The sequence below is a fragment of the Olsenella sp. CU969 genome (assembly GCF_905219715.1).
In the GTDB taxonomy this organism is placed as follows: Bacteria; Actinomycetota; Coriobacteriia; order Coriobacteriales; family Atopobiaceae; genus Granulimonas; species Granulimonas faecalis.
Window position 1 is genome coordinate 15,591 of sequence record NZ_CAJMXC010000006.1, and the last position, 23,174, is coordinate 38,764.

Below are 23,174 nucleotides of genomic sequence, written 5' to 3' on the forward strand. Positions count from 1 at the left end.
ATAACTTTTTCATGCCGTCGATGAAGTTGCCCACGGTGGCAAATCGCAGGTCCAAGCCACTGTTCAAGGCGACAGAGTCGTTGTCCAAAAGCTGNGAGGCGGCTTGGCCATCCATTTTCAAGTAGCTGTTGAGGCCGCTGGCTACCAGGCTCTCCGACTCAAAGGGCACCATGTTCTCGGCGCTCAGCACGGCGATGACCATGCCCGAGGNCTCTGCAGNCTCCCCCTCATGGGCGGCCCAGGTGAACAGCCCCTTGGCCCCGTCGTAGGGAACGAACTCCGTGGATNGGTGCTTCATGTACTCCGTGACGATATTGGAGTCCCACGGCTTTCGAGACGCGAGAAGGTACGATTTCAGGGCCTCGGTCTCGCCCGCGCTCAGCGAACTCGGCAGCAGGTACACGCGCACCCCCTGCCTCACCTTGGCAAGGACGTCGGGCGAAAGCTCCACGCCGGCCTGCTCGAGATAGGAGGGAGAAGCTGCCAGATACCAGAAAGGGACGGGGCGCACCGCGGCATCGGGCAGGTCGCCCTCAATATCGACCTCAGGGGTATAGGAGACATTTGACAGGTAGACGCCCTCATCGTCCTCGTGGGCGGCATACCAGTCGTAGACGTCCTTGGCCTGGGCCATCGCATCGCCCACAAAGTGCTNTCCGTCCACGGAAAGGTCCTTGACCACCCACCAGTCCTCGTAGGCGCTCCACACAGAGCGGGTGCGGGCAAGGTCTGTGTACATGGCAAGCGGCTGATTGATATACAAAGAGCCGCCAAAGACCGCAGCCAAGGTGACAAGGTACACGCCGGCCGCCAATACGTAGAATCCCCGCCGCGAGTAGCGGGCGCAGATGGCGTCCACCGGGTTGACAAGCAGGATGGGCAGGGCGGCAAGGGCCAACGAGAGCAAAACCGCCACGACCGGCGCGGCCACGATNGTGCCCACAAAGNCNGCCAACGGGGCGGTGAGGCCAAAGCCGCTCAACATGAGGGCGGTGCCTGCCAAGCATANCGGCACCACGGCAAGCAGCTGCGCCAGCTGGNGCCTGAACAGCCGAAGCAAAAATCCCCCCGCGCCCCATCCCAGCATCAGGCGCACGCCGAGGGTCTTGAGCTCCAAAAGAGAGCGGGCCACCAAAAGAAGGGAAAGCCCGAGGGCGAGCAGAAGGAAGGCCCCGGCGGAGAAGAATGCGAAAAGGCCTGCCATCGGCACAGAGCCGAAGGTTTTTTCTGTCAGCGCCTCCCCACTGCACCCCGTGGCAGTCGCGACATCGGCCAGANGCGCCTGGAACTCCTCGTCGCTCAGCCCCAACACCGTGCAGGAGCTGCCCACAACTGCAGCAGAATCCAGTTTTTGAACCCTAAAGTATGCCCCGGCGCGAATGCTTGGCAGCTCTTGCACCCNNNCGAAGGCGTTGTTGCCAAAGCCCGCATAGGCACCGGGCGCGCCTGAGACCACCGCGCTCACCACAGCATCGTCCACGACGGGAGTGCNCAATACGTCCAAGGGCNCCACGGCGGAAACCGCAGCAGNANNGGCCAAAACGCCAAAGGTATAGAGAGTGGCCCCCGACTGCTGCACGACCGAGTCGTGGCTCACCACGGTCATGGGATGGTCTTGGGCAAACGCCTGNACNGCACCCACCAAGCGCTNCCTGCTCTCATCGGAGAGCTGCATGGTGTAGAGAGTGGGGCGGTCGGCGAGCCACGAGCCCGCCGACCGCATCACCAAGGCCTCCAAAACCCCCTTGGCGCAGAGCGTGCCGACAGCAGCAAGGCAAACAATGACGACCAAGCTGACTACCGAGTACCATCTCTTCACTGGATACCCTCTCGTAGATGTAAAGGGAAACTAGGCCAAGGGGATTAAACCAGGAGCCGCCTTACCCCCGGCAGTTCCAGTAGGCCTGAATTGTTGACGGGCCAACAAACCCCCATGCCTGCGACAGTGTGCCGGGCTGCTGCCAGCCAGAGCTGTATCCATTAACAGAAGAGCAATGCTCGTATTTTTGANAGTTGCAATCAGAGAAGCCAAAGACACCGGCGTTGCGGCCGTAGTTCCAGTAAACTCCGGTGCCTTTGTAGTAGACGGTCCGGGCCAACGCGGCGCCGGAGACCCCGGCGCAGAGAGCGGTGCAGAGCGCGGCGGCAACGAGCGATTTCTTGACCTTCATAATCGACCTCCGTTCGAGGGCCTATTGGTATCTCAGATACTAATCCCCAATACCGCAGGCACAGCCCTCGTGGATGCCGACGATTTACCTATTTAACTGGAAGGGGCCCATGACCAAAAAGAGCGGAGCCCCGAGCTTTCCCTCAGGTGGGTGGCCCCTCGAGTGCAACTGGGCCGCTCCGGCCGAACACAGTGCGACCGGGCCGCAGGTCCCGGGGCATCTGAGCGGCAAAGCCGCGAATTGCCCCAGGACNNGCGGCCCGNTCGCGTCAAATGAAACAGCNGAAGCGCCGCCTAGTTGAACTTGACCACCTTCTGGATGATGCGGTACAGGCCGATGGAGGTCTTCTCCCCCATCTTGGTGGGGAGATTGNCACCGATGCNGATAAGGCCCTTGCGGCAGTAGTTGTACATGCGCTTGTCGTACTGCTTGAAGTACTCCCAGAGGGCGTCGCAGTTGAGGCGCGCGTTGGGGACGTCGGACAGGCGCGCGAAGATGGAGCACACGGCCATCATGAGGTTCATGTAGTCGAGCATGTACGTGCGGAGCTTGGTGCTCTCGACGTCGTCGTAGAGGTGGTAGGCGTCCATCATGATGCGGGTGACCCGCAGCTGCTGGTCGATGCGGCCCGCCATGACCTTCTCGTTGACCGACTGGTCCTCGCGGCCGATGAAGTAGCGGTAGAGGTCGACGTCCAGGTAGTACAGCGTCTTGCAGCGGGGCAGCGGCACGTAGGCGTAGATGTTGTCCACGTAGAACGTGTGCGCCGGCATGGGGANGCCGCCGTCGCGCAGGATGTCGGTGCGGTAGCACAGGGCGTGCATGAGCAGGTTCTGGTCGTAGCCGAAGTGCCCGATCTTCTCCCAGGTGAGGACCTTGTTGCGACGCAGGGCGAACCGGTAGTCGATGACGTTCTGCTTGCCGTCCTCCACGTGCTCGTAGACGTAGTTGGTGACGACGAGGTCCACGCGCACGNCGTAGTCGATGAAGCNGCGGNGGGTCTTCNTNAGGGAGTCGAGGGCGTCGCCGTCGTACCAGTCGTCGGANNCGCACACCTTGAAGTAGACGCCGTCGGCCGCCTCGAGCGCGGAGAGGACGGCCATGCCGTGGCCGCCGTTCTCCTGGTGGACGGCCTTCACGAGGTCGGGGTAGCGGGCCTCCCATGCCTTGGCCTTGGCGAAGGTGTCGTCCTTGGTGGAGCCGTCGTCGACGACGATGACCTGGATGTCGTCGGAGAAGTGGGCCCCCTCGAGGANCGAGGAGATCGCGTGGTCCATGTACTCGGCCGAGTTGTAGCAGGGAATGCCTACGGAAAGCGTCTTGGTGCTCATCGGTGGGTGCGTCCTCATCTGTCGGATTCCTGACGGGTCGTGGTGCCCCCGTCAGGCGTGGGCGGCCATGAGTTCGTCGGAGAGTGCCAGGGCCGACGCGGTGACGCCGTCCATGTCGTAGTAGCGGTACTCGGCGAGGCGGCCGACCGGGTGGAAGTTGGTGAGGTGGTCCACACGGTCGCGGTAGCGGCGGTACAGCTCCTCGTTCTGAGGCTCGATGATGGCGTAGTAGGGCGTCATGCCGCGGCCGCGCTCGTAGGGCTGCGGGTACTCGCGCATGATGGTGGTGACGCCCTCCTTGACCTGGCCGGTCATGATCTTGAACTCGGTGATGCGGGTGAAGTCCTCGCTCGTGGTGTAGTTGACGGTGCCCACGGGCTGGAACCGGTCCATGTCCAGGGTCTCGAAGCGCATGTCGAGGCTGCGGTAGGGCAGGTCGCCGAGGTCGCAGCCGAACAGCTCGTCGAGGGGGCCGGTGTAGACGACCTCGCCGCCGTAGGGCTTGCCCTGGACGGTGACGTGCTCGTCGTCCACGGTCAGGATGTCGCGGGCGTCGACCTCGAGGAAGACGTCGATGAGGTCGTGGTCGAGCATGCGCTCGAACATGCGGGTGTAGCCCTGCTCGGGCATGCCCTGGTAGGGGGCCGCCGGGAAGTAGCGGTCGTCGTCACCGATGAACACCGGGACGCGACCGGTGATGGACGGGTCGATCTCGTCGGGGGTCTTGCCCCACTGCTTCATCGTGTAGTAGAGGAAGACGTTCTCGTAGACGTAGTCCGCAACCTCCTGCAGGTCGGGGTCGTTCTTCTCCCGGAGCTGCATGATGGGCACCTTCTTGTTCTCGCCGAAGGCGGCCACGAGCTTGCGGTAGAGCTCCTCGCCGCGCTCCTCGCCGAAGGCGAGCTTGAGGCTGGCGTGGTTGAACGGGACGGGCATGAGGGTGCCGTGGATGTCGGCCAGCACGCGGTGCTGGTAGTCCGTCCAGCCGGTGAAGCGGGAGAGGAACTGGTCCACGCGCTCGGAGAAGGTGTGGTAGATGTGCGGGCCGTACACGTGCACGAGGATCCCCGCGTCGTCGTAGGCGTCGTAGGCGTTGCCGGCGATGTGGTCGCGGCGCTCGAGGACGCACACCTTGAAGCCGCAGCCCTCGGCGAGCCGGCGGGCGCAGACCGCCCCGGCATAGCCGGCGCCGACGACCACCATGTCGTAGTCCTCGGCGCGGAAACCCTCCGGCAGCCCGGTACGTATGCTCATGGATCGAACCCTTCTGTCACGGCACGGAGGCGCCCCCGGACCGTCGGGCAGCCAGGAGACGCCAAGCCACGTATTCCGCAAGAAATGTTAGCACGCGTACCTATAATGGTCGCGAGCGGCACGGACCGCCACGATATGCCCGCATGGAAGGCCGGCGCTCGGCCGCGGGGCCCACCCAGAGAGAGGAAGCGTTTCCATGAGCGACTTTTTGGCACGTATGAAGGCACAGGCGGCGGGCGACCGCAAGACCATCGTGCTCCCCGAGGGCGAGGACCCCAGAACCATCGAGGCCGCCCGCCGGATCGTGGAAGAGGGCCTCGCGGACCTCGTCATCCTCCACAACGGCGAGGAGCCCGAGCCCGTGGAGGGCGCCCGCATGGTCGACCCCCGCACCTCGCCCAAGCACGAGGCCTACGCCCAGGAGCTCCGCCGCCTCCGCGCCAAGAAGNGCATGNCCATCGAGCAGGCCCGCGAGCTCGTGGACGACGCCACGTACTTCGGCACCATGATGGTCAAGATGGGCGACGCCGACGGCCTCGTCTCGGGCGCCTGCCACTCCACCGCCAACACGCTGCGGCCCGCGCTCCAGATCCTCAAGACCGCCCCGGGCACCAAGCTCGTCTCCGGCTTCATGGTCGTGTGCGTGCCCGACTGCGAGTACGGCGACCACGGCACCTTCGTCTTCTCCGACATCGGACTCAACGAGTACCCCGACGCCGAGGCCCTCTCCGAGATTGCCATCGCGAGCGCCGCCNCCTGGAAGCAGNTCATGGGCACCGAGCCCCACGTGGCCATGCTCTCCTACTNCNGCCACGGCTCCGCCAACTNCGAGTACGTGGACAAGGTGGCCGAGGCNACGGCCCTCGTGCACGCCAAGGCCCCCGGCCTCCTCTGCGACGGCGAGCTCCAGACCGACGCCGCCCTCGACGAGACCGTGGGCGCGCTGAAGGCCCCCACCTCCGAGGTGGCCGGCAACGCCGACGTCCTCGTCTTCCCCAACCTCGACGCCGGCAACATCGGNNACAAGCTCGTNCAGNGCCTGGCCNAGGCCGAGGCCTACGGCCCGCTGCTCCAGGGCATCGCCAAGCCGGTCAACGACCTCTCCCGCGNCTGCNCCGCCANNGACANCGTGGCCGTGGTGGCCATCACCGCCGTACAGGCCCAGCTCGCCTCCGCCGAGTAGGCCGCAGGACAACCCCGCGCCCGCACGCAGAGGGCCGGGCGCCGCTCCCCCGACGGGGGCGGCGCCCGGCCCTTCCCCATGGCGCGGGACCGTGCCTGAGGTCTCAGGCCAGCTCGAAGGCCAGGCGTTCCGTGCCGTCGTGGACGGTGACCGTGCCGCGGGGCGAGAGGCCCTGGGCGGCGAGGGCGCGGAGCATGGGGGCGTTGTCCCGGTGGGTGTCGACGCGCACGTGGGGGTTCTCGGAGCGGGCCTGCTCCACGGCGGCGGCAAGGACCCCGCGGGCCGACCCGTCGGACGCCACGCGGTGCAGCGTGACATAGGGCGAGGCGTCGAGCCACTCGCCGTCGATGGAGGCGTAGGAGGGCTCGTCGCCCAGGCAGACGGCGAAGCACCCGCAGACGCGGCCGCCCTCCTCCGTCACCCAGAGGCGCCCCGCAAAGACGTCCTCCGCCACGAGCGCGGCCGGGGGCCACGAAGAGCCCCACTGCCCGGGGTTCCCCGAGGCTGCCATGAACCGCCGTGCGGCGGCGTAGACGGCCAGACAGGCGGGGATGTCGGCCTCGGTGGCCGGACGGCGGGCGAGCACCACCTAGAGCTCCGAGTAGAGCTCGTCCACGGCCTTGCGGCGCCCGTGTTGCTCGGCCGGGGCCGCGTCGGGCGCGGGGTAGCCGATGGGGAACAGGGCCACGAGGTCGTAGCCGGCCGTCTCGGGCAGAGCCGCCTGGAGCGCGGGGGCGTCGAAGCAGGCCACCCATGTGCTGCCGAGGCCGAGGTCGGAGGCGGCGAGCATCATCTGGGTCGCGGCGATGGAGGCGTCCACGCAGGCGAAGTTGGCCGAGTCGTACCGGCGGGTCCACGCCTCGTCGGCCTTGGCGCCCACAAGCAGGAACTCCGGCGCGCCGAAGGTGAACCGGCAATTCCCCTCGACAGCGGCGCGGGCCTCCTCGGAGGCGATCCGCCACACGTGGAACGGCTGGCGGTTCACGGCCGTGGGGGCCACGCGTGCCGCCTCCACGACGGCGGCGAGCTTCTCGGGCTCGACGGCCCGAGAGCCGTCGAAGGCGCGGCACGAGTACCGGGCGCGGACGAGGTCGGTGTACTCCATGGCGAAGCCTTTCTCGCGGGGCCCCGGCCGGGCGGCCGTCAGGCCTCGGGGATGTGGGGGCCGCCGGCCTCTGCGATGTCGGCCATGTCGGGGAACCGGCGGTCGAAGTTCTCCTTGAACATGATAGCCAGCTNGAGGNCGCAGCGGTCGNAGGCGCAGCCGTNCACCCAGGTGCTCCGGGGGTCGAGGATACGCGGCTCCACGCCGGGGCAGGACAGCGGGACGTCGAGGTTGAAGAGGTCGTTGTGCACGAACGTCGCCTCCTCGATGGAGCCGTCGAGCACTGCGTCGACGATGGCGCGGGTGGCACCGAGGTCGATGCGGTGGCCCGTGCCGTAGGGGCCGCCGGTCCAACCGGTGTTCACGAGGTAGCAGCGCACCTGGTGGCGGCCGATCTTCTCACCGAGCTTGCGAGCGTAAACCTCGGGGGCCAGCGGCATGAACGGCTCGCCGAACATGGAGGAGAACGTGGGCTGCGGCTCCTCGACGCCCTCCTCGGTGCCGGCCACCTTGGAGGTGAATCCGGTGAGGAAGTGGTACTTGGCTCCCTCGGGGGTGAGGCGCGAGACCGGGGGCAGNACCCCGAAGGCGTCGGCCGTGAGGAAGATGACGACGTCGGGGATGCCGTCCACACCGGTGAGCAGGGCGTTCTTGACGTACTCCACGNGATAGGACACGCGGGTGTTCTCGGTGACGNAGTCGTCCATGTAGTCGGGCTTGCGCGTGAGCGGGTTCAGCACCACGTTCTCGCAGAGGGTGCCGAACCGGATGGCGTCCCAGATCTCGGGCTCGCGGTTGCGGGTGAGGCCGATGGTCTTGGCGTAGCAGCCACCCTCGATGTTGAAAACGCCCTCGCGGCACCACGCGTGCTCGTCGTCGCCGATGAGCTGGCGNCGCGGGTCGGCCGAGAGGGTGGTCTTTCCGGTGCCCGAGAGGCCGAAGAACACGGCGCTGGAGTTGGTGGCGGGGTCGACGTTGGCCGAGCAGTGCATGGTGAGGACGTCGTCCTCCACCGGCAGCAGGTAGTTCNTGACCGAGAAGACGGCCTTCTTGATCTCTCCCGAGTAGCCGGTGCCGGCCACGAGCACCACGCGCTCCTCGAAGTTGATGACGACGGCCGCCTCGGAGTTGGTGCCGTGGACCTTGGGGTCGCACTTGAAGCTGGGGCACGCCAGGACCACGAAGTCCGGGTCGCCGTAGCGCCAGAGCTCGAAGCGGTTGGGGCGCACGAGCATCTGTTTGACGAAGAGCGCCTGGTGGGCCTCCTCGGCCACCACCATGAACTTGCGGCTGTGGGGGCGCCGGGCGCCGGCGAGGCCGCGGATGACGAACGGGTCGCGCTCGCTCAGGCGCTCGCAGATGCCGCGCTTGATGCGGCGGTAGTGCTCCTCGGAGATGGGGCGGTTGACCTCTCCCCAGCAGATGGCGGAGCGCTGGGCCTCGGTGTCCACGATGAAGCGGTCCTTGGGCGAGCGGCCGCAGCGGTCGCCCGTGCGCACGACGAGGGAGCCCGTGGACGCGAGCTCGCCCTCCTTGCGGACGAGCGCCTCCTCCACCAGCTGGGTCACGGAGAGGTCCCAGTGGACGTCCTCCTCCTGGACGCGGATGCCGTAGGCGGAAAGTCGCTCGTCGAACATGGGACCTCCTCGGGTACGCGGCGGCCCGGNCGCGGCANAGGGCCGGGACCGGGTCTCGACGACGGGGATCGGAAAACAACGCGAACGAAACGGCGCGCTGTCGTCGTGTTTCACGGGCTATCGAGCCACCGTAACACAGTCTGAACGAATCTATCTTGCCCCATGGGACCGAGGGGCGCCATAGTTGGGATGTTAAATCTTGGGACGGGGCGCGGCCCCGGGAGGGAGGCGCCGTGGAGCCGTCGTCAGCGACCGTCGCGGCCTACAGCCCGTGCGGGTCCACCGCCGCGGTGTGCCGGGCCGTCGCCGAGGGTACGGGGCTCGCCTGGCACGAGCGCGACCTCGCGCGGGGCACGCGGCCCGAGCCCGTGGACCCGGGCACCCTCGTGGTGCTCGGGGCGCCGGTGGCCGGAGGCGCCGTGCCGGCCCTGGGGCTGGAGCGCCTCGGGCGCGTGCACACGGCGTTCTCCCCCTGCGTCCTCGTGTGCGCCTACGGGGACCGCGACCCGGGCCACGGGCTCCACGACCTCGAGGCCATCGCGCCGGGCCTCGGGCTCGTCCCCGTGGCGGCCGTGCTCGCTCCGGTGCGCCACGTCATGGTCCCCGCCCTCGGCGCCGGCCGGCCCACGGCAGACGACCTCGCCGCCTACCGCTCGTTCGGCGCCGCCGTCGCCTCCGCGCTCCGGGACGCCGGCGGGCTCTTCGACCTCGCTCCCCCGCAGCTCCCGCCCGCCTCCTGCCCCCGCGAGCGCCTCGAGCTCGGGTTCACGGCCGAGTGCGACCCGGCTGCCTGCGTGGGGTGCGGGGCCTGCGCCGGCGCGTGCCCCGCTGGCTGCATCCCCGCCGACGAGCCCTACCTCACCGACACCGCCCGCTGCGACGGCTGCATGGCCTGCATCGGGGTGTGCCCCGTGCGGGCGCGGTCCCTCTCGGACCCGGCCCGGCTCGCCGCCGTGCGGGAGCGCTGCACCGCGGGGTGGGAGGGGCCGCACCGCCCGCGGCTCGTCATGGGGGCCTAGGCGCCGGCCGCCGGCGAGAGCTGGACGACCCGGGCCCCGAGACGGGCCGCCTCCTCGGGCCCGTGCACGAGGAAGACGACGGCGCGCGTGCGAGCGGCCCCGCGCACCGCGGCGGCGACGGAGTCCCGGGCGCCGGCGTCCAGCCCCGAGAAGGGCTCGTCGAGGACGAGGGGGCCCGCGGGGGCGGCCAGGGCCCGGGCCAGGGCCACGCGGCGGCGCTGGCCGCCGGAGAGCCCCCGGACCGGGCGGCCGAGGCAGCCCTCGGGAAGGAGCCGCCCCAGCACGGAGCGGGCCTCCGCCGCGTCGCCGCAGACGAGCGCCACGTTCTCCTCGGCGGTGAGGCCGTCCACGAGGTCGGTGCCCTGCGTGAGCAGGCCGAGGGGGGCGTCGGGCCCGCACTCTCCCGCCGACGGCCCGAGCCACCCGCACCAGGCGGCGGCGAGGCTGGACTTGCCCGCCCCGGACGGCCCCACCACGGCCACGGGGTCACCCGGCGCCGCCTCGAGGGTGACCGGCGCCGCGACGGGCACCCCGCCGTGGGAGACCTCGAGCCCGCGGGCCCACAGCACGGTGCCGGGCTCCCGGGCAGCCGGGCCCCGGCGCACGGCCAGGGACACGGCGAGACGCCGGGCCCAGGGCACCGACGCGGCCACGAGGGCCGTGACGAGGCGCTCGGATACCGCCGCGCAGGCCACGACCGTGACGGTCCACGCCATGAGGGCGGGGGTGTCGAGCAGGAGCTTGGCCTGGTAGACCTGGGCGCCCAGGGTGGTGCCGGACAGGGCGATGAGCTCGGCGGCGACACCGGCCTTCCACGCCATGCCCACCGTCACGCGGGAGGTCGCCGCGAGGTAGGGCTGGAGGCCGGGCCAGGAGCNGGCAAGGAGCCTCGACCCGCGGCCCACGCCCATGACGGCGNGGGCGCGCTCGACGGTGCGGTCGCGGGCGCCGAGCCCCTCGAGGGCCGAGAAGTAGTAGGCCGGGAGCACGACCATGGCCACGCACGCCATGCCGACGCCGGCGGAGCCCACCCAGAGCAGCAGGATCACCACGAGGCACGCCACGGGGACGGTCTTGAGGGCCAGCATGGGCGGCTCGAGAGCCACGCGCACCCCGGGGCGGCGCGAGGCGGCGGCCCCCATAAGGCAGCCGAGGGCGGCGGACCCGAGGAAGCCCAGGGCCACATGAAGCGCCGAGAGCCCCACGGAGCCCCAGTAGGCCCCGGTGGACGCAAGCGACACGAGGGAGGCGGCGGCGTCGACGGGGCCGCTGAGCAGGAGGGGCCGGCCCACGGCCCAAGCCGCGAGCTGCCACAGGGCGAGCCAGCCGAGGACGGCGGCCGCCCGGGCCCGACGCGCGGCGGCGGGGCCGTGCGCGGGCGCCGGGCGGCCGCCGTTCGGGGACGTGGAGGCCNTCTAGTCGAGCCAGTAGAAGTCGTCCTCGGGCATGCCGCCGCCCACCGACGCGGGGTCGGCGTCGAAGAGCACCGAGAGGTAGNCGGACAGGGCGTCCCTCATCCCCTGGCCGGTGACGCAGGCGAGCCCGCAGTGCGGGATGGCCTTCTCGGCGAGGGCCTCGTTGTCCACGATGCCCTTCTCGACGGCCACCTCGGCGGCCGAGGCCGGGNCGGCGAGCACGGCCTCGACGGACGCCTTCTGGGCGTCGACGAAGGAGCGGACCTCGTCGGGGTGCTCGGCGAGGAACTCCGCGCGCACCACGGTGACGNCGGTCACGAGCTCGGAGNNCTCGGGCGCCACGGCCTTCCAGGCGTCGCCGAGGCCGAAGGNGGTGCGGGCGCCGGACACCTTGGAGAGGGCCGCGGTGGCGTAGGGCTGGGGCAGCACGGCGACGGCGGAGGGGTCGGCCGCCAGCGCGGCAACGACCTCGGTGGCCTCGCTCTTGTACTCGAGGGTCACCTGGTCGGCCACGCCGGCCTTGGAGAGCAGGTACTCCATCACGTACTGGGGCGTGGCGCCCTTGCCGGTGAGGTAGACCGTGCGCCCGGCAAGGGACGCGACGTCGGTGACGCTGGCATCGGCCGTGACGCACTCGAGCACCGAGAGCGTGTTGATGTCGACGGCCTGCACCTCGCCGTCGGTCTTCTGGTAGAGCACGGCGGCCACGTTGGCGGGCACGAGGGCGACGTCCACGTCGCCGGCCACGACCTTCTTGACCACCTCGTCGGCGGTGCCCACGACGTCAAAGGAGCAGGCCACGGGGGCGTCGCCGGCGTCGGCCCTGGCCATGAGGTCGAGNAGGCCTATGGAGGTGGGGCCCTTCATGGACGCCACGCGGACGGTGACGGGCGCCTTCCCCGCGTCGTCGGCGGGGGCGGCGGTGTCGGCGGGGCCGCAGGCGGCGAGGCCACAGACGGCGAACAGGGCGAGGGCGGCGGCGATGGCGGCCGCCCGGAAGCGCTTCTTGACCATGGGGTTCCTTGTCTCTCAGGTGGATGTCAGCCCTCGTCGTGCGGGAAGACGATGCCCTCGCGCAGGCGGACGGTGTCCATGNTGCCGATCACGGCCAGGGTGTTCTCGTTGAGGCGCTCCAGGGAGAGCTCGCCGCGGCAGGCGGCCAGGAAGTCGGCGACCTCGAACTCCATGTTGCCCACCTCGTGGTCGGTCCGGTTCTTCCGCCCGGGGACCGGGAGCACCTCGCTCGAGCCGTCGCCGTAGAAGACCTCGATGCGTCTGGGCTGGGGCACGCTGTCGACGATCATGGTGCCCTTCTCCCCCTCGATCTGGGCCGGGAGGCGGTCGTCGGTGACCTTGGAGTACGACACCGTGGCCACGGCGTCGGGGTAGTCGAAGAGCACGGTGCCGCAGAGGTCGATGGTGCCGCCGTCGCCCGTGACGTCGACGGTGTCGGCGAAGCACATGAGGTCGTCCGGCTCGCCGAGCATGAGTACGAGGGCGTTCAGCGGGTAGATGCCGATGTCCATAAGGGCGCCCGTGGCGAAGGCGGGGTCGAAGATGTTGGTCTGCTCCCCGGCGAGCACCTTGTCGTAGCGGCTGGAGTACTTGCCGTAGGGGAAGCTGGCCCTGCGGAGGGTGCCGAGGAAGTGGAGGTTCTCGGCCACGACACGCCAGGCGGGGTCATGCACGAGGCGCATGGCCTCCATGGCCACGACGNCCTTCTCCCTGGCGGCCTCGAACACGCGCCTCGCCTCGGCCCGGGTGGTGCCGAGGGGCTTCTCCACGAGGACGTGCTTGCCGCCCCCGATCATCTTGAGGGCCTGCTCGGCGTGGAGCAGGTTGGGGCTCGCGATGTAGACGGCGTCCACGGAGTCGTCGGCCGCGAGGGCGTCGAGGTTGTCCCAGGCCCTGTCCGCGCCGTGGGCGCGCGNCCACTCCTCCGCCTTCTCGAGNGAGCGGGAGTAGGCGCCTGCGAAGGTGATACCGTCGACGAGCCCCACGGCCTCCAGGAACTGGCCGGTGATCATGGACGTGCCGATGGTGGCGATCCTGAGGTCTTCCATCGCCTTCCTTTCTTGGTAAATGACTAAAAGCCATTGTCTCACGACCGGCGCCCGTGGTAGGACGGGAACGGGCGCCCACCGGGGGCGCCGTTTCCGAGAGGAGCGTGCCGTGGGCGCAACCACCGTCATCGCAAGCGACAACCTCAGGGCGGCCGTCGACTCCGAGGGGGCGCAGCTCCTGTCGCTCGCCNTCGACGGCCGTGNGTACCTCTGGCAGGGCGACGGGCGGTGGTGGCNCCGCCGCGCCCCGGTGCTGTTCCCCATCGTGGGCGCGCTCCGCGGCGACCGCTGCACCACCCAGCAGGGGCCCGCGACCATGGCGCAGCACGGCATCGCCCGNACCCACGAGCACGAGGTCGTGGACGTCCGGCCCGCCTCCGTCACGTTCCGCCTCACCGACGNCGAGGGCACGCGGGGGCAGTGGCCCTACGCNTTTTCCCTCTCCATGACCTACGCCGTCGGGGACGGGGCGCTGGCCCAGACTTTCTCGGTGGAGAACACCGGCGACGTGCCCATGCCCTTCCAGCTGGGCGGCCACCCCGCCTTCAACGTGCCGCTGGAGCCAGGCTCCGGCGAGGCGTTCGAGGACTGGGTGCTCGAGTTCGCCGAGCCCTGGACCTACGATACGCCGGTCATCCACGACCGCCTCATCGACTGGTCCGACCGCGTGGCGGTCGTCGACGGCGAGGCCGTGCTGCCCCTCTCCCACCGGCTGTTCGACCGCGACGCCATCGTGCTCCAGGACGTGCCCGGCCGCACCGTGCGCCTGGAGGGCACCCGGTCGGGCCACGGCGTCGAGGTGAACTTCCCCGGCTTCGAGTACTGCGGCATCTGGTCGGCCGCCGGCGACGCCCCCTTCGTGGCCGTGGAGCCCTGGACGGGCACGGCCACGGGCACCGACGAGGGCGACGCCATGGAGGAGAAGCGCGGCGAGACCCTGCTCGCACCCGGCGGGACCTTCGAGCGCACCTTCACCGTGCGCCCGTTCTAGGCCNCNGGGAAGGCGCGGCACGTAGAAGGGCGCGACACGCAGAGGGCGCCCGCGGCCGGTGGCGGNTGCGGGCGCCCTCGTCACAGGCGTCTTCGTGGGTATATCGGGAGCGCCGGCGGCCGGCCCCTACGGGCGGCTCACNACGAGGCGCATGGAGCCCTCGAGGGAGAGCGTGGGAACCGTAGAGGGGGCGATGAAGTTGGAGCCCGCCTTGACGGCGTGGCCGTTGGCCGTGCCCTCGCCGGCGATGACCGACACGCACAGGAACGGGGCGTCCTCGGCGAGCTCGAGGGAGCCATCCACGTCCACGGTCTCCACGGTGTAGTCCTCGTTGCTCTCGAGCACGGCCACGCCGCGGTCGTCCGCCACGACGTCCACCTCGCCGGAGGCAGGGGCCACGACGCCGTAGTCCACGACGTCGCAGGACCTGTCGATGTGGAGCTCGCGCTTGGTGCCGTCCTCGGTGACGCGGTCGTAGTCGTAGAGGCGGTAGGTGACGTCGCTCGACTGCTGGGTCTCGAGGATCATCGTGCCGTGCTTGATGGCGTGCACCGTGCCCGGGTCGATCTGGAAGAAGTCGCCCTTGTGGATGGGCAGCTCGTTGAGGAGCTCGTCCCAGCGGCCGGCGTCCACCATGGCGCGGAACTCCTCGGGGTCCTTGGCGTTCTGGCCCACGATGATGGTGGCGTCGGGCTCGCAGTCGAGGACGTACCAGCACTCGCGCTTGCCGAGGCTGCCGTTCTCGTGCTCGGCGGCGTAGGCGTCGTCGGGGTGGATCTGCACGGAGAGGTCGCCCTCGGCGTCGAGGATCTTGATGAGGAGCGGGANGCGGTCGCCCTCCATGGAGCCGAAGGCCTCGCGGTGCCCGTCCCAGACCTCGGAGAGGTGCATGCCGTCGTACTCCCCGCCCACCACGACGCAGTCGCCGTGGGGGTGCGCGCTGATGGCCCAGCACTCGCCGATGGGGCCGTCGGGGATGTCGTAGCCGAACTCGGTGGCGAGGCGCCGGCCGCCCCAGATTTTCTCGTGGAAGACGGGCTCGAGGAAGATGAGGTCGGCCATGGTGCGCTCCTTCGGGTGAGGCTCTGCGGGCACCCCCACTTTAACCCCCGTCGCGGCCGCGGGNGCGCCCCGGCGGGAAAGGCCACGGTCCGCACGCAATGAGGGCTATCATTGAGGGGCTTTGATATGTCGACCGTCGAGGAGGGACATGCCGCTCAAATACCTGTTTGTGGCCGACGACATAGAGTCCAAGATCCGGAGCGGCGAGTTCAAGCCCCAGCGGCGCCTCCCCTCGTGCGACGAGCTGTGCGAGACCTACGACGTGAGCCGCATCACCGTGCGCAAGGCCATGGACGTGCTCTACGACCGCGGCCTCGTGATCAAGCGCAGGGGGTCGGGCACCTACGTCAAGGACGTGGACCCCGAGGACTCCGCGCCCCTCGACCAGCTCGTGCAGGGCTACTCCGAGAGCGCGCGGGAGCTCGGANCCTCCGTGGACACCCAGATCCTCACCTTCGAGGTGTGCGGGGCCGAGGGGGTCGTCGCCGAGCGGCTCCGCGTGCCCGAGGGGACGCCGGTCTACCACATCGNGCGCGTCCGCTCCATCGACGGCAGCCGCGGTGCGGTGGCCTACACCTGGATCCCCGTCAAGACGGTCCCCAACCTCACCAAGCAGCAAGCCGCACAGTCCATCTACCGCCACGTGGAGGTGGGGCTCGGCCTCACGGTCTCCTCCACGCACCGTTCCATCCGCGCGGTGATGCCGAACCTCAACGAGCGCATCTGGCTCTCCCTGCCCTCCGAGGTGCCCATCCTCGAGATCGACCAGGTGAGCTTCCTGTCAGACGGCAGGCTGTTCGAGTACACGGTCCTCCACCACGACACCCGCGACTGGAGCTTCCGCTGCGTCGACACCAAATAGACGGTGAGGCCCCGGGCGAAGGACGGCGGCGGAGAGGAAAGGGGGCGCCCGCGACCCGACCGGTCGCGGGCGCCCCCTGTTCACACAGCCGGGACGATGCGGGGCGGCCGCCCTAGGCCAGCTTCTCCTGGACGTCGAGGGCGATCATGAGCTCCTCGTTGGTGGGCACCACAAGGACGCGGATGGCGGAGTCGGCCGCGGAGATCTCGCGGACCTCGTCGCTGCGCACGGCGTTCTTGGCGTCGTCGATCCTGACGCCCATCCACCCGAGCTTGGCGCAGATGCGAGCGCGCGCGTCGTCGGAGTTCTCGCCGATGCCGGCGGAGAAGGCGATGGTGTCGAAGCCCTCCATGGCCTCGGCCATCTCGAGGACGAGCTGGGCGGAGCGGTAGGCGAACATGTCGAGCGCGACCTCGGACTTCTCGTCACCCTTAGCGGCGGCCTCCTCGATGTCGCGGGAGTCGCTGGAGATGCCGGAGAGGGCGAGCAGGCCCGACTGCTTGTTCATCATGGTGTCGACCTCGTCGACGGTGTAGCCGCCCTCGCGCTGCAGGTAGAAGACCGTGGCGGGGTCGAGGGTGCCGCAGCGGGTGCCCATGATGAGGCCGTCGAGGGGCGTGAGGCCCATGGTGGTCTCGACGGAGTGGCCGTCCTCGACGGCACAGAGGGAGGCGCCGGAGCCGAGGTGGCACGACACGAGCTTGTGGCAGGCGCCGTCCGTGAACTCCTGCACGGCGCGCCAGATGAAGCGGTGGGAGGTGCCGTGGGCGCCGTACTTGCGGATGTGCAGGCTGTCCACCACGTCGCGCGGCAGGGCGTAGCGCCAGGCGCGCTCGGGCATGTTGTAGTGGAAGGCGGTGTCGGGCACGATCACGTTGCCGAGGGAGGGGTACAGCTCGCGGCAGATCTCCACGACGTCGGCCTCGGCGTAGTTGTGGAGGGGGGCCAGCGGGGCGACCTCGCGGACCTTGGCGAGCACCTCGTCGTCCACCACGGCGGACTCGGGGAAGTACCAGCCGCCCTGGACCACGCGGTGGCCGATGCCGTCCACCGGCAGCCCGAGGCCGTCGATGATCTCGAAGACGTGCTTGACCGCGGTCTTGTGGTCGGGGAGGTCGACGACGAGCCGCTCCTTCTCACCGCCGCGCTCCTGGTGGCCGATGAACGACCCGTCGATGCCGATGCGCTCGCAGTNTCCCTTGGCGAAGACCTCGCCGGTGTCTACGTCGAGCAGCTGGTACTTGAGGGAAGAGCTGCCGGCATTGATGACCAGTACGTTCATGGACGTCCTCCTCTGGGGGCCCGGGGCCCGCTCTCGTGGAAACGCCGGCCCTTGTGGGCCGGCGTCAGACAAGTGTACACGCTTGACCGCGAATGGGAGACAGGTTCAGCCCNCGNCCNCCAGCACGTCGTAGGCCACACCGGCGCCCGTGCCCACGCAGTCGTGGCACCCGAGCAGCACGGGGCCGCCGGTGCGCCCCTTGATCAGGGCGCAGGTGACGNAGCCCACGGCGTCCCGGTAGCGGCCGAGGAGCTCCCTGCCCACGGCGTAAGTGGCCGCCTTGGAGTCGGGGGCATCGAGGCGGCGCGTGGAGCCGACGAGGCCGGAGACCACGCAGGCGCCGGATATGGCCCCGCACGTGCCGCCCATGTCGCCCATGCCGAGCCCGAGGCCCTCGCAGGCGGCGAACAGCTGGGCCTCGTCGAGGTCGACGGCGCCGCCGAGGGCCTCGGCCAGGGCGCAGGCCACGGCCTGGGCGCAGTTGTAGCCCCCCGTGTGGAGCTCGAGGGCGCGCGCCACCGTCTCCTCGCGGGTCATCGGCCGCCCTCGCAGACGACGAGGGACTCCCCCAGCGGGGCGCCGCCCAGGACGTGGATGTGGGCGTGAGGCACCGTCTGCCCGGCGTCGGCGCCGGTGTTGGCGATGCAGCGGAAGCCGGTGGCGTCGACGCCGGTGGTGCGGGCCACCTCGGCCACCGCGTCGAACATGGCCTTGAGGGTCTCCGCCGGCACGCCGTCGGTCACGGACCCGTAGTGGGCCTTGGGGATCACGAGCACATGCACNGGCGCCTGGGGCGAGAGGTCCTTGANGGCACACANNTGGTNGTCCTCGTACACCTTCTCGGCCGGGATCTCCCCCGCGGCGATCTTGCAGAAGACGCAGTCCTCCATGGGTTCCTCCTCTGGATGGGGTCCGGGCTAGAAGAGCGGGCCGTCGGCGCCGTAGGGGGGCCGGGCCGCCGGCTGCGGGGCCGCGGCGCCCTGGGCGCCCGCGGGGGCCTGCTGGGGCTGGGTGGCGTCGAAGAGCACGGAGACCTGCTGCTGGGCGCTCGCGAGGCGCCCGCGGAGGCTCGTGAGGAGCTCGACGCCGCGCGCGTAGGCGCCGAGGGCCTCCTCGAGCTCGAGGTCGCCGCGCTNGAGCGACGAGACGATCTGCTCGAGCTCGACGGAGGCCTGCTTGAACGTGAGCTGGTCCACCGGGGTGGGCTCTGCCATGGGTGGCTCCTTCCGCTGTGGGTTACCGGGTGGTGGGTGCGGGCGTGCAGGCCGCGACCGTGGCCGTGAACGAGCCGTCCGACACCGAGACGTCGACGCTGTCGCCGGGCGAGAGCGAGGCTACCGAGCTCGCCACCGCGCCGTCCGGGCCGCGCACGATGGCGTAGCCGCGGGCGATGACCTTGAGGGGCGAGAGGGCCTCGAGGGAGGCCGCCATGCGCNTCACGGCCTCCTCGCCGCGACGGGTCACGGACGGGGCCGCGCGGCCGAGCCGCCCGGAGAGCGACTCGAGCGCGGCCAAGGAGGGCGCGGTGACCGCGGAGGCGGCCCGGCCGAGGCGCGAGCCCTGGACGTCGAGGGACGCCCCATGGGACCTGAGCAGGCCCTCCATGGCCCCCGCGAGGTCGTCGGCCATGAGCTCCACCGTGGCCCGCCGGGCGTCCACCACGGCCTCGGGGCCCGAGAGCACCGGCCGGGCCGCAAGGGCCTCCACCCGCGCGGCCTCGAGGGAGAGACGCGCGCCCAGGGCCTGGCCCATGCGGCCGGCAAGGGCGTCGAGGGCGCGGGACTCCCCCTCCAGGCGGTGGGAGAAGGAGGAGGCGAGGCGCTGGCCCCAGCGGTCCAGGGCGGCCGTGAGCGACACGGTGTCGGGCGCCACGGACTCGGCGGCGGCGGTAGGGGTGGAGCAGCTGCGGTCCGCCACGTCGTCCGCGATGGAGTGNTCGGGCTCGTGGCCGATGCCCGTGACCACCGGGACGGGGCACGCGGCCACGGCGCGGGCCACCGACTCGTCGTTGAAGGCCATGAGGTCCTCGAAGGAGCCGCCCCCGCGCACGAGCAGCACGGCGTCGGGCGCGGAGGCCGCGGCCGCCCGCAGGCCCTCGACGATGGTGGCCGGGGCGTCGGGGCCCTGCACGGAGCAACCCACGACGTCGATACGCACGAGGGGGTTGCGGCGGGCCAGCGTGCGCTTGACGTCGTCGATGACGGCGCCGGAGAGCGAGGTCACCACGCACACGCGCTCGCAGAAGGAGGGCACGGGGCGCTTGCGCGCGGGGTCCATGAGGCCCTCGGCCTCGAGGCGCCGGGCGAGCTCGGCCACCCGCTGGCGGAGTAGCCCCTCCCCCGCCAGGGAGAGGCGCCGGGCCACGAAGCTCAGGCGGCCCGAGCGCTCGTACACCTGGAACGATCCGCTCATGGTCACCTCGAGGCCGTCGCGCAGCTGCACGCCGGAGCCCTGGTAGACGCCACGCCACACGATGACGTCCATGGCGGCCGACTCGTCCTTGACCGAGAAGTAGCAGTGGCCGCTGCGGGCGTTGGGGCCGCGGAAGCCGCTGACCTCGCCGATGACCTGGATCTGGGGGATGTCCTCGACGGTGCGCCTGGCGAGCCCGACGGCCGCCGACACCGAGAGGGGGCGAACCGCCACCTCAGTCCCTCCTGTTNCTGACGCCGAGCAGGNAGAGCAGCTGCAGGCACGACACGAGGGCCGCGGCCACGTAGGTGAGGGCGGCGGCGGTGAGCACCTTGCGGGCGCCCGCGACGACCTCGCCGTCGAACCCGGCCGTCCGCAAGTACGCGAGCGCGCGCCGGGAGGCGTCGAACTCCACCGGGAGCGTGACGAGCTGGAAGAGCACGGAGGCCGCGAACAGGATGATGGCGAGGTCGACGAGGCCGGCGAACGACATGGAGATGCCGACGATGAGCACGATCATCCAGACATTGCTTGCGAGGTTGACGACGGGGACCAGCGCCGTGCGGATGCGGCCGGGCACGTAGCCCTTGTCGTACTGCACGGCGTGGCCGGCCTCGTGGCAGGCCACCGCGGCGGAGGCCACCGAGGCGCCGGAGAGGTTTGCCTGCGACAGGTGCAGGGAGTTGTCGCGGGGGTCGAAGTGGTCCGTGAGCTCGCCGGGGACGACCTCGATGCCGACGCCGCCGACACCGTCCGCCTCGAGCATGGAGCGGGCGATGAAGGCGCCGGTGCGGCCGTCGGGCACGGGGACCCTGCTCCAGCGCTTGTAGGTGCTGTCAATGTAGTGCTGGGTGGCGAAGCCCAGGACGAGGGAGACGACCACCAGGAGCAGGTAGCCGGAGTCGAACCCCATGGGATAGTACAGGGGCATGCTTGATCACTCCTCAGGTACGAGGGTCGGACCTTCCGACCCTGACGGTTTCCCAAGTATAGCCCAGCGGGCGTTGCAGAACATCTGTTCTATACAACCCGCAAAGGGTCAGAGGAGCTCCACTCGGCCGTCCTTCACGGTGAGGCCGGCGCGCCCCGCGAGAAGGTCGGACAGGATGTCGCCCATGAGGTCGCGGCGCCACCCCTCCCCCAGCCTCGAGGACGCCGGGTCGTCGAGGAACGCCATCAGGTCGTCGCGCCCGGAGAGGAGCTGGGGGGNGATGGACTCCCGCTCCGCCACGAGGCGGACCAGGGCGTTCATGAGGTCGACCACGCTCTCGGACTCCTGGGTGGGCCGGGCGCGGTGCACGACGNGGGGGCACCGGTCCTGCGGGCACGACAGACCGCGGCGCACGGCCAAGACGATGGCGTCGCCATCCTTCTCCTTGAGCTGGGCCGTGCCCCTCACGCGGCGCAGGCGCTCCTGNGTGCGAGGCATGCGCTTGGACACCTCGATGACGACCTCGTCGGAGAGCAGCCACTTGCGCGGGACGTCGCGCTGGGCCGCCTTGCGCTCGCGCCAGGCGGCCACCTCCCGGCAGACGGCCAGCTGGCGGCCGTTCAGGGTGCCCACGCGCTTCACGTGGCGGAAGGCGTCCTCGGGATCGGCGGCGCAGCGCGCCTTGGCGACGAGGGCCTCCATCTCGGGGAGCACCCAGGTGAGGCGGTCGAGGCGCACGAGCTCGGCCACGAGGCCGTCGTAGACGGCGGGCAGGTAGCGCACGTCGTCCTCGGCGTAGGACACCTGCTCCAGGTCCAAGGGGCGCCGGGTCCAGTCGGTCAGGCTCTCGGTCTTGGGCAGGTGCACGCCGCACACGGCCTCCACGAGGGCGCCGTAGCCCATCTGCAGGCGGTGCCCCACGAACGCGGCCGCCACCTGGGTGTCGAAGACAGGATCGGGGATGTCGCCGAACAGGATCTGGAAGATCTCGAGGTCCTGGCTGCAGGCGTGCAGCACCTTGACCCGGGCGCGGTCGAACAGGAGGTCGCGCAGGGGCGCGAGGGCCTCGCCCGTGAGCGCGATGACGTCNACGGCCGCCTGCTCGTCGTGGGTGCCCACCTGGAGGAGACAGGGCTGCGGGCGGAAGGTGCGCTCCCGCAGGAACTCGGTGTCGAGGGCNAGCATGGGCGAGGATGCGGCTCTCCCGCAGAACGCGGCGAGCTCGGCGGCGCTGTCTATGAACAATGGGGTTCCTTCTGACCGGNCCCGCACAGGGANCGGCGGGGCGTGGGCTGGCTGCACGGCCCTGGGTCGGGGCCGACCCCTATACTAGACCGACAGGCGAGGCCGCGGCGAGTGCGGCCCCACGGCGGGAGGGGGACCCATGAGGACCCTGATAGTGCACAACGGGGCGTCGGGGTTCGGGTCGGACGCCGTGTACCTGTTCGAGCGGAGTCTCCTCCACACGGGCGACCGCTGCGAGTTCCGCTCGCTCGCGGCCGACTGGGACGCCGACGAGGCCGTGGCGGACGCCGACGACTTCGACCTCGTGGTGGTGTCGGGCGGCGACGGCACCGTGGCGTCGCTCCTCTACGCCCTGCGCCGCCACCGGGCGATCGTCTGCGTCTTCCCCTCGGGGACGGCCAACCTGTTCTTCGCCAGCCTCGGCAACTCCCCGGAGCCGGCAGCCCTCGCCCGCGCGTGCCGCATCGGCCGGACCATGGAGNGCGACCTCGGCGNGGTGGGCTGGANGGGCCCCGAGGGGCGCGAGCACCGTGCGGGCTTCACCCTCATGAGCGGCACCGGGTTCGACGCCGAGCTCATGCGCGCCGCCGTCCCCAACAAGAAGGCCATGGGCNAGGCCGCCTACCTCATGGCCGCCGTGGGCAACCCCAACCCGCCGCTGGTCACCTTCACCGTGGAGGCCGACGGCGAGACCTTCGTGCGCGAGGGTATCGCCTGCATTGCCGCCAACAGNGCCATGCTTCAGGGAGACCTCGAGATCGTGCCCGACTCCCGCCTCGACGACGGCCTCCTCGACATCATCGTCCTGGAGTCCCCCGACGCCGTGGGGCTCCTGAAGCCGCTGTTCNTGGGCCTCATCGACCGCCACGGCGCAAACCTGGGGCGCCCGTCCATCGAGCGGTTCAGGGCCAGGGAGGCCACCATATCGTCGAGCCGCCCGATCCCCANGCAGATAGACGGCGACCCCCTCGACCACGAGGTCTCGTCGTTCACGGCCCGCATCCTGCCGGAGCGCTGCCGCCTCGTCGTCGACGCCCTCTCCCCCTATGCGGTGGAGAGCGGGGAGGCGCCGCTCTTCCCCGGCACCGAGGTCAAGGCCTTCCCCACCGACTGACACCGCCCGGCACGGCGCCCGAGGACAGGGCGCCCGGGCAAGGGGACGGGCCCGCTCCCCAGGGGGTGCGGGCCCGTCCTTTGCCACGGTCCTCCCG

The 23,174-nt window shown here is 70.4% G+C and carries 21 protein-coding genes; 5 read left to right on the forward strand and 16 right to left on the reverse strand.

Annotated features, from left to right (window positions below):
- Positions 1–2,464 precede the first annotated feature (2,464 nt).
- Positions 2,465–3,502: a glycosyltransferase family 2 protein gene (locus JX283_RS01380; protein WP_204829002.1), complete on the reverse strand. Its 1,038-nt coding sequence runs from the start codon at positions 3,500–3,502 to the stop codon at positions 2,465–2,467.
- A gap of 51 nt (positions 3,503–3,553) precedes the next feature.
- A complete protein-coding gene (gene glf / locus JX283_RS01385; protein WP_135977256.1) occupies positions 3,554–4,756 on the reverse strand; it encodes a UDP-galactopyranose mutase in 1,203 nt (400 codons plus the stop codon).
- 196 nt (positions 4,757–4,952) lie between these two features.
- Here glf and pta point away from each other — a divergent pair, with 196 nt between their 5' ends.
- Positions 4,953–5,939 (forward strand): phosphate acetyltransferase, encoded by a 987-nt coding sequence (gene pta / locus JX283_RS01390; RefSeq protein ID WP_204829003.1) that lies wholly within the window; start codon positions 4,953–4,955, stop codon positions 5,937–5,939.
- 103 nt (positions 5,940–6,042) lie between these two features.
- Here the strand turns inward: pta and JX283_RS01395 are convergent, their stop codons facing one another.
- Genes JX283_RS01395 through pckA form a run of 3 tightly spaced genes read right to left on the reverse strand, consistent with a single transcriptional unit; the run spans position 6,043 to position 8,681 of the window.
- Entirely contained in the window at positions 6,043–6,528 is a 486-nt protein-coding gene (locus tag JX283_RS01395; protein WP_135977254.1) for a GNAT family N-acetyltransferase, read from the reverse strand.
- Positions 6,529–7,044 carry a nitroreductase family protein gene (locus tag JX283_RS01400; protein WP_204829004.1) on the reverse strand — a complete coding sequence of 172 codons (516 nt, stop codon included), beginning with the start codon at positions 7,042–7,044 and terminating at the stop codon, positions 6,529–6,531. It lies immediately after the preceding gene.
- A 38-nt stretch (positions 7,045–7,082) separates the two neighbouring features.
- The gene (gene pckA, locus JX283_RS01405; protein ID WP_204829005.1) at positions 7,083–8,681 is read right to left on the reverse strand and encodes a phosphoenolpyruvate carboxykinase (ATP); all 1,599 of its coding nucleotides are present in this window, start codon (positions 8,679–8,681) and stop codon (positions 7,083–7,085) included.
- Positions 8,682–8,914: 233 nt separating this feature from the next.
- On the opposite strand from pckA, the gene JX283_RS01410 reads away from it, so the two are divergent.
- Positions 8,915–9,700, forward strand: coding sequence for a 4Fe-4S binding protein (locus JX283_RS01410; RefSeq protein ID WP_204829006.1), 786 nt, complete (start codon positions 8,915–8,917; stop codon positions 9,698–9,700).
- Here JX283_RS01410 and JX283_RS01415 read toward each other — a convergent pair.
- From JX283_RS01415 to JX283_RS01425, 3 genes are all read right to left on the reverse strand, one after another.
- Positions 9,697–10,992, reverse strand: coding sequence for an ATP-binding cassette domain-containing protein (locus JX283_RS01415; RefSeq protein ID WP_204829007.1), 1,296 nt, complete (start codon positions 10,990–10,992; stop codon positions 9,697–9,699). The two genes, JX283_RS01410 and JX283_RS01415, sit on opposite strands and share 4 nt — an antisense overlap.
- Before the next feature lie 123 nt (positions 10,993–11,115).
- On the reverse strand, positions 11,116–12,129 hold the full coding sequence (locus JX283_RS01420; protein ID WP_204829008.1) for an ABC transporter substrate-binding protein: 1,014 nt from the start codon (positions 12,127–12,129) through the stop codon (positions 11,116–11,118).
- Between the two features lie 26 nt (positions 12,130–12,155).
- Positions 12,156–13,178 carry a Gfo/Idh/MocA family protein gene (locus tag JX283_RS01425; protein ID WP_204829009.1) on the reverse strand — a complete coding sequence of 341 codons (1,023 nt, stop codon included), beginning with the start codon at positions 13,176–13,178 and terminating at the stop codon, positions 12,156–12,158.
- A gap of 109 nt (positions 13,179–13,287) precedes the next feature.
- Here JX283_RS01425 and JX283_RS01430 point away from each other — a divergent pair, with 109 nt between their 5' ends.
- A complete protein-coding gene (locus JX283_RS01430; protein WP_239652413.1) occupies positions 13,288–14,169 on the forward strand; it encodes an aldose 1-epimerase family protein in 882 nt (293 codons plus the stop codon).
- Positions 14,170–14,295: 126 nt separating this feature from the next.
- Here the strand turns inward: JX283_RS01430 and JX283_RS01435 are convergent, their stop codons facing one another.
- A complete protein-coding gene (locus tag JX283_RS01435; protein WP_204829011.1) occupies positions 14,296–15,231 on the reverse strand; it encodes a type I phosphomannose isomerase catalytic subunit in 936 nt (311 codons plus the stop codon).
- Between the two features lie 148 nt (positions 15,232–15,379).
- Between JX283_RS01435 and JX283_RS01440 the strand changes: the two genes are divergently transcribed.
- Positions 15,380–16,093 (forward strand): GntR family transcriptional regulator, encoded by a 714-nt coding sequence (locus JX283_RS01440; protein WP_204829012.1) that lies wholly within the window; start codon positions 15,380–15,382, stop codon positions 16,091–16,093.
- A 112-nt stretch (positions 16,094–16,205) separates the two neighbouring features.
- Here the strand turns inward: JX283_RS01440 and JX283_RS01445 are convergent, their stop codons facing one another.
- The 7 genes from JX283_RS01445 to rnd form a co-directional block, all read right to left on the reverse strand.
- The gene (locus JX283_RS01445) at positions 16,206–17,375 is read right to left on the reverse strand and encodes an acetate/propionate family kinase (protein WP_204829013.1); all 1,170 of its coding nucleotides are present in this window, start codon (positions 17,373–17,375) and stop codon (positions 16,206–16,208) included.
- Between the two features lie 105 nt (positions 17,376–17,480).
- On the reverse strand, positions 17,481–17,912 hold the full coding sequence (locus tag JX283_RS01450) for a C-GCAxxG-C-C family protein (protein WP_204829014.1): 432 nt from the start codon (positions 17,910–17,912) through the stop codon (positions 17,481–17,483).
- Complete coding sequence (locus JX283_RS01455) at positions 17,909–18,265, reverse strand: histidine triad nucleotide-binding protein (protein WP_204829015.1); 357 nt, start codon at positions 18,263–18,265, stop codon at positions 17,909–17,911. The genes JX283_RS01450 and JX283_RS01455 overlap by 4 nt, the downstream gene beginning before the upstream one ends.
- 27 nt (positions 18,266–18,292) lie before the next feature.
- On the reverse strand, positions 18,293–18,589 hold the full coding sequence (gene xseB, locus JX283_RS01460; RefSeq protein WP_204829016.1) for an exodeoxyribonuclease VII small subunit: 297 nt from the start codon (positions 18,587–18,589) through the stop codon (positions 18,293–18,295).
- Positions 18,590–18,611: 22 nt separating this feature from the next.
- Positions 18,612–20,021, reverse strand: coding sequence for an exodeoxyribonuclease VII large subunit (xseA, locus tag JX283_RS01465; RefSeq protein ID WP_204829017.1), 1,410 nt, complete (start codon positions 20,019–20,021; stop codon positions 18,612–18,614).
- 1 nt (position 20,022) lies between these two features.
- Entirely contained in the window at positions 20,023–20,718 is a 696-nt protein-coding gene (locus tag JX283_RS01470) for a zinc metallopeptidase (protein ID WP_204829018.1), read from the reverse strand.
- Between the two features lie 108 nt (positions 20,719–20,826).
- The gene (rnd, locus tag JX283_RS01475) at positions 20,827–21,963 is read right to left on the reverse strand and encodes a ribonuclease D (protein ID WP_204829019.1); all 1,137 of its coding nucleotides are present in this window, start codon (positions 21,961–21,963) and stop codon (positions 20,827–20,829) included.
- A gap of 139 nt (positions 21,964–22,102) precedes the next feature.
- Between rnd and JX283_RS01480 the strand changes: the two genes are divergently transcribed.
- Entirely contained in the window at positions 22,103–23,077 is a 975-nt protein-coding gene (locus JX283_RS01480; RefSeq protein ID WP_204829020.1) for a diacylglycerol kinase family protein, read from the forward strand.
- Positions 23,078–23,174: the final 97 nt, after the last annotated feature.

Excerpts from the sequence above, each read along its gene's own strand:
- JX283_RS01400 (WP_204829004.1), bottom strand. The coding sequence starts at position 7,044 with ATGGAGTACACCGACCTCGTCCGCGCCCGGTACTCGTGCCGCGCCTTC.
- glf (WP_135977256.1), bottom strand. The coding sequence starts at position 4,756 with ATGAGCATACGTACCGGGCTGCCGGAGGGTTTCCGCGCCGAGGACTAC.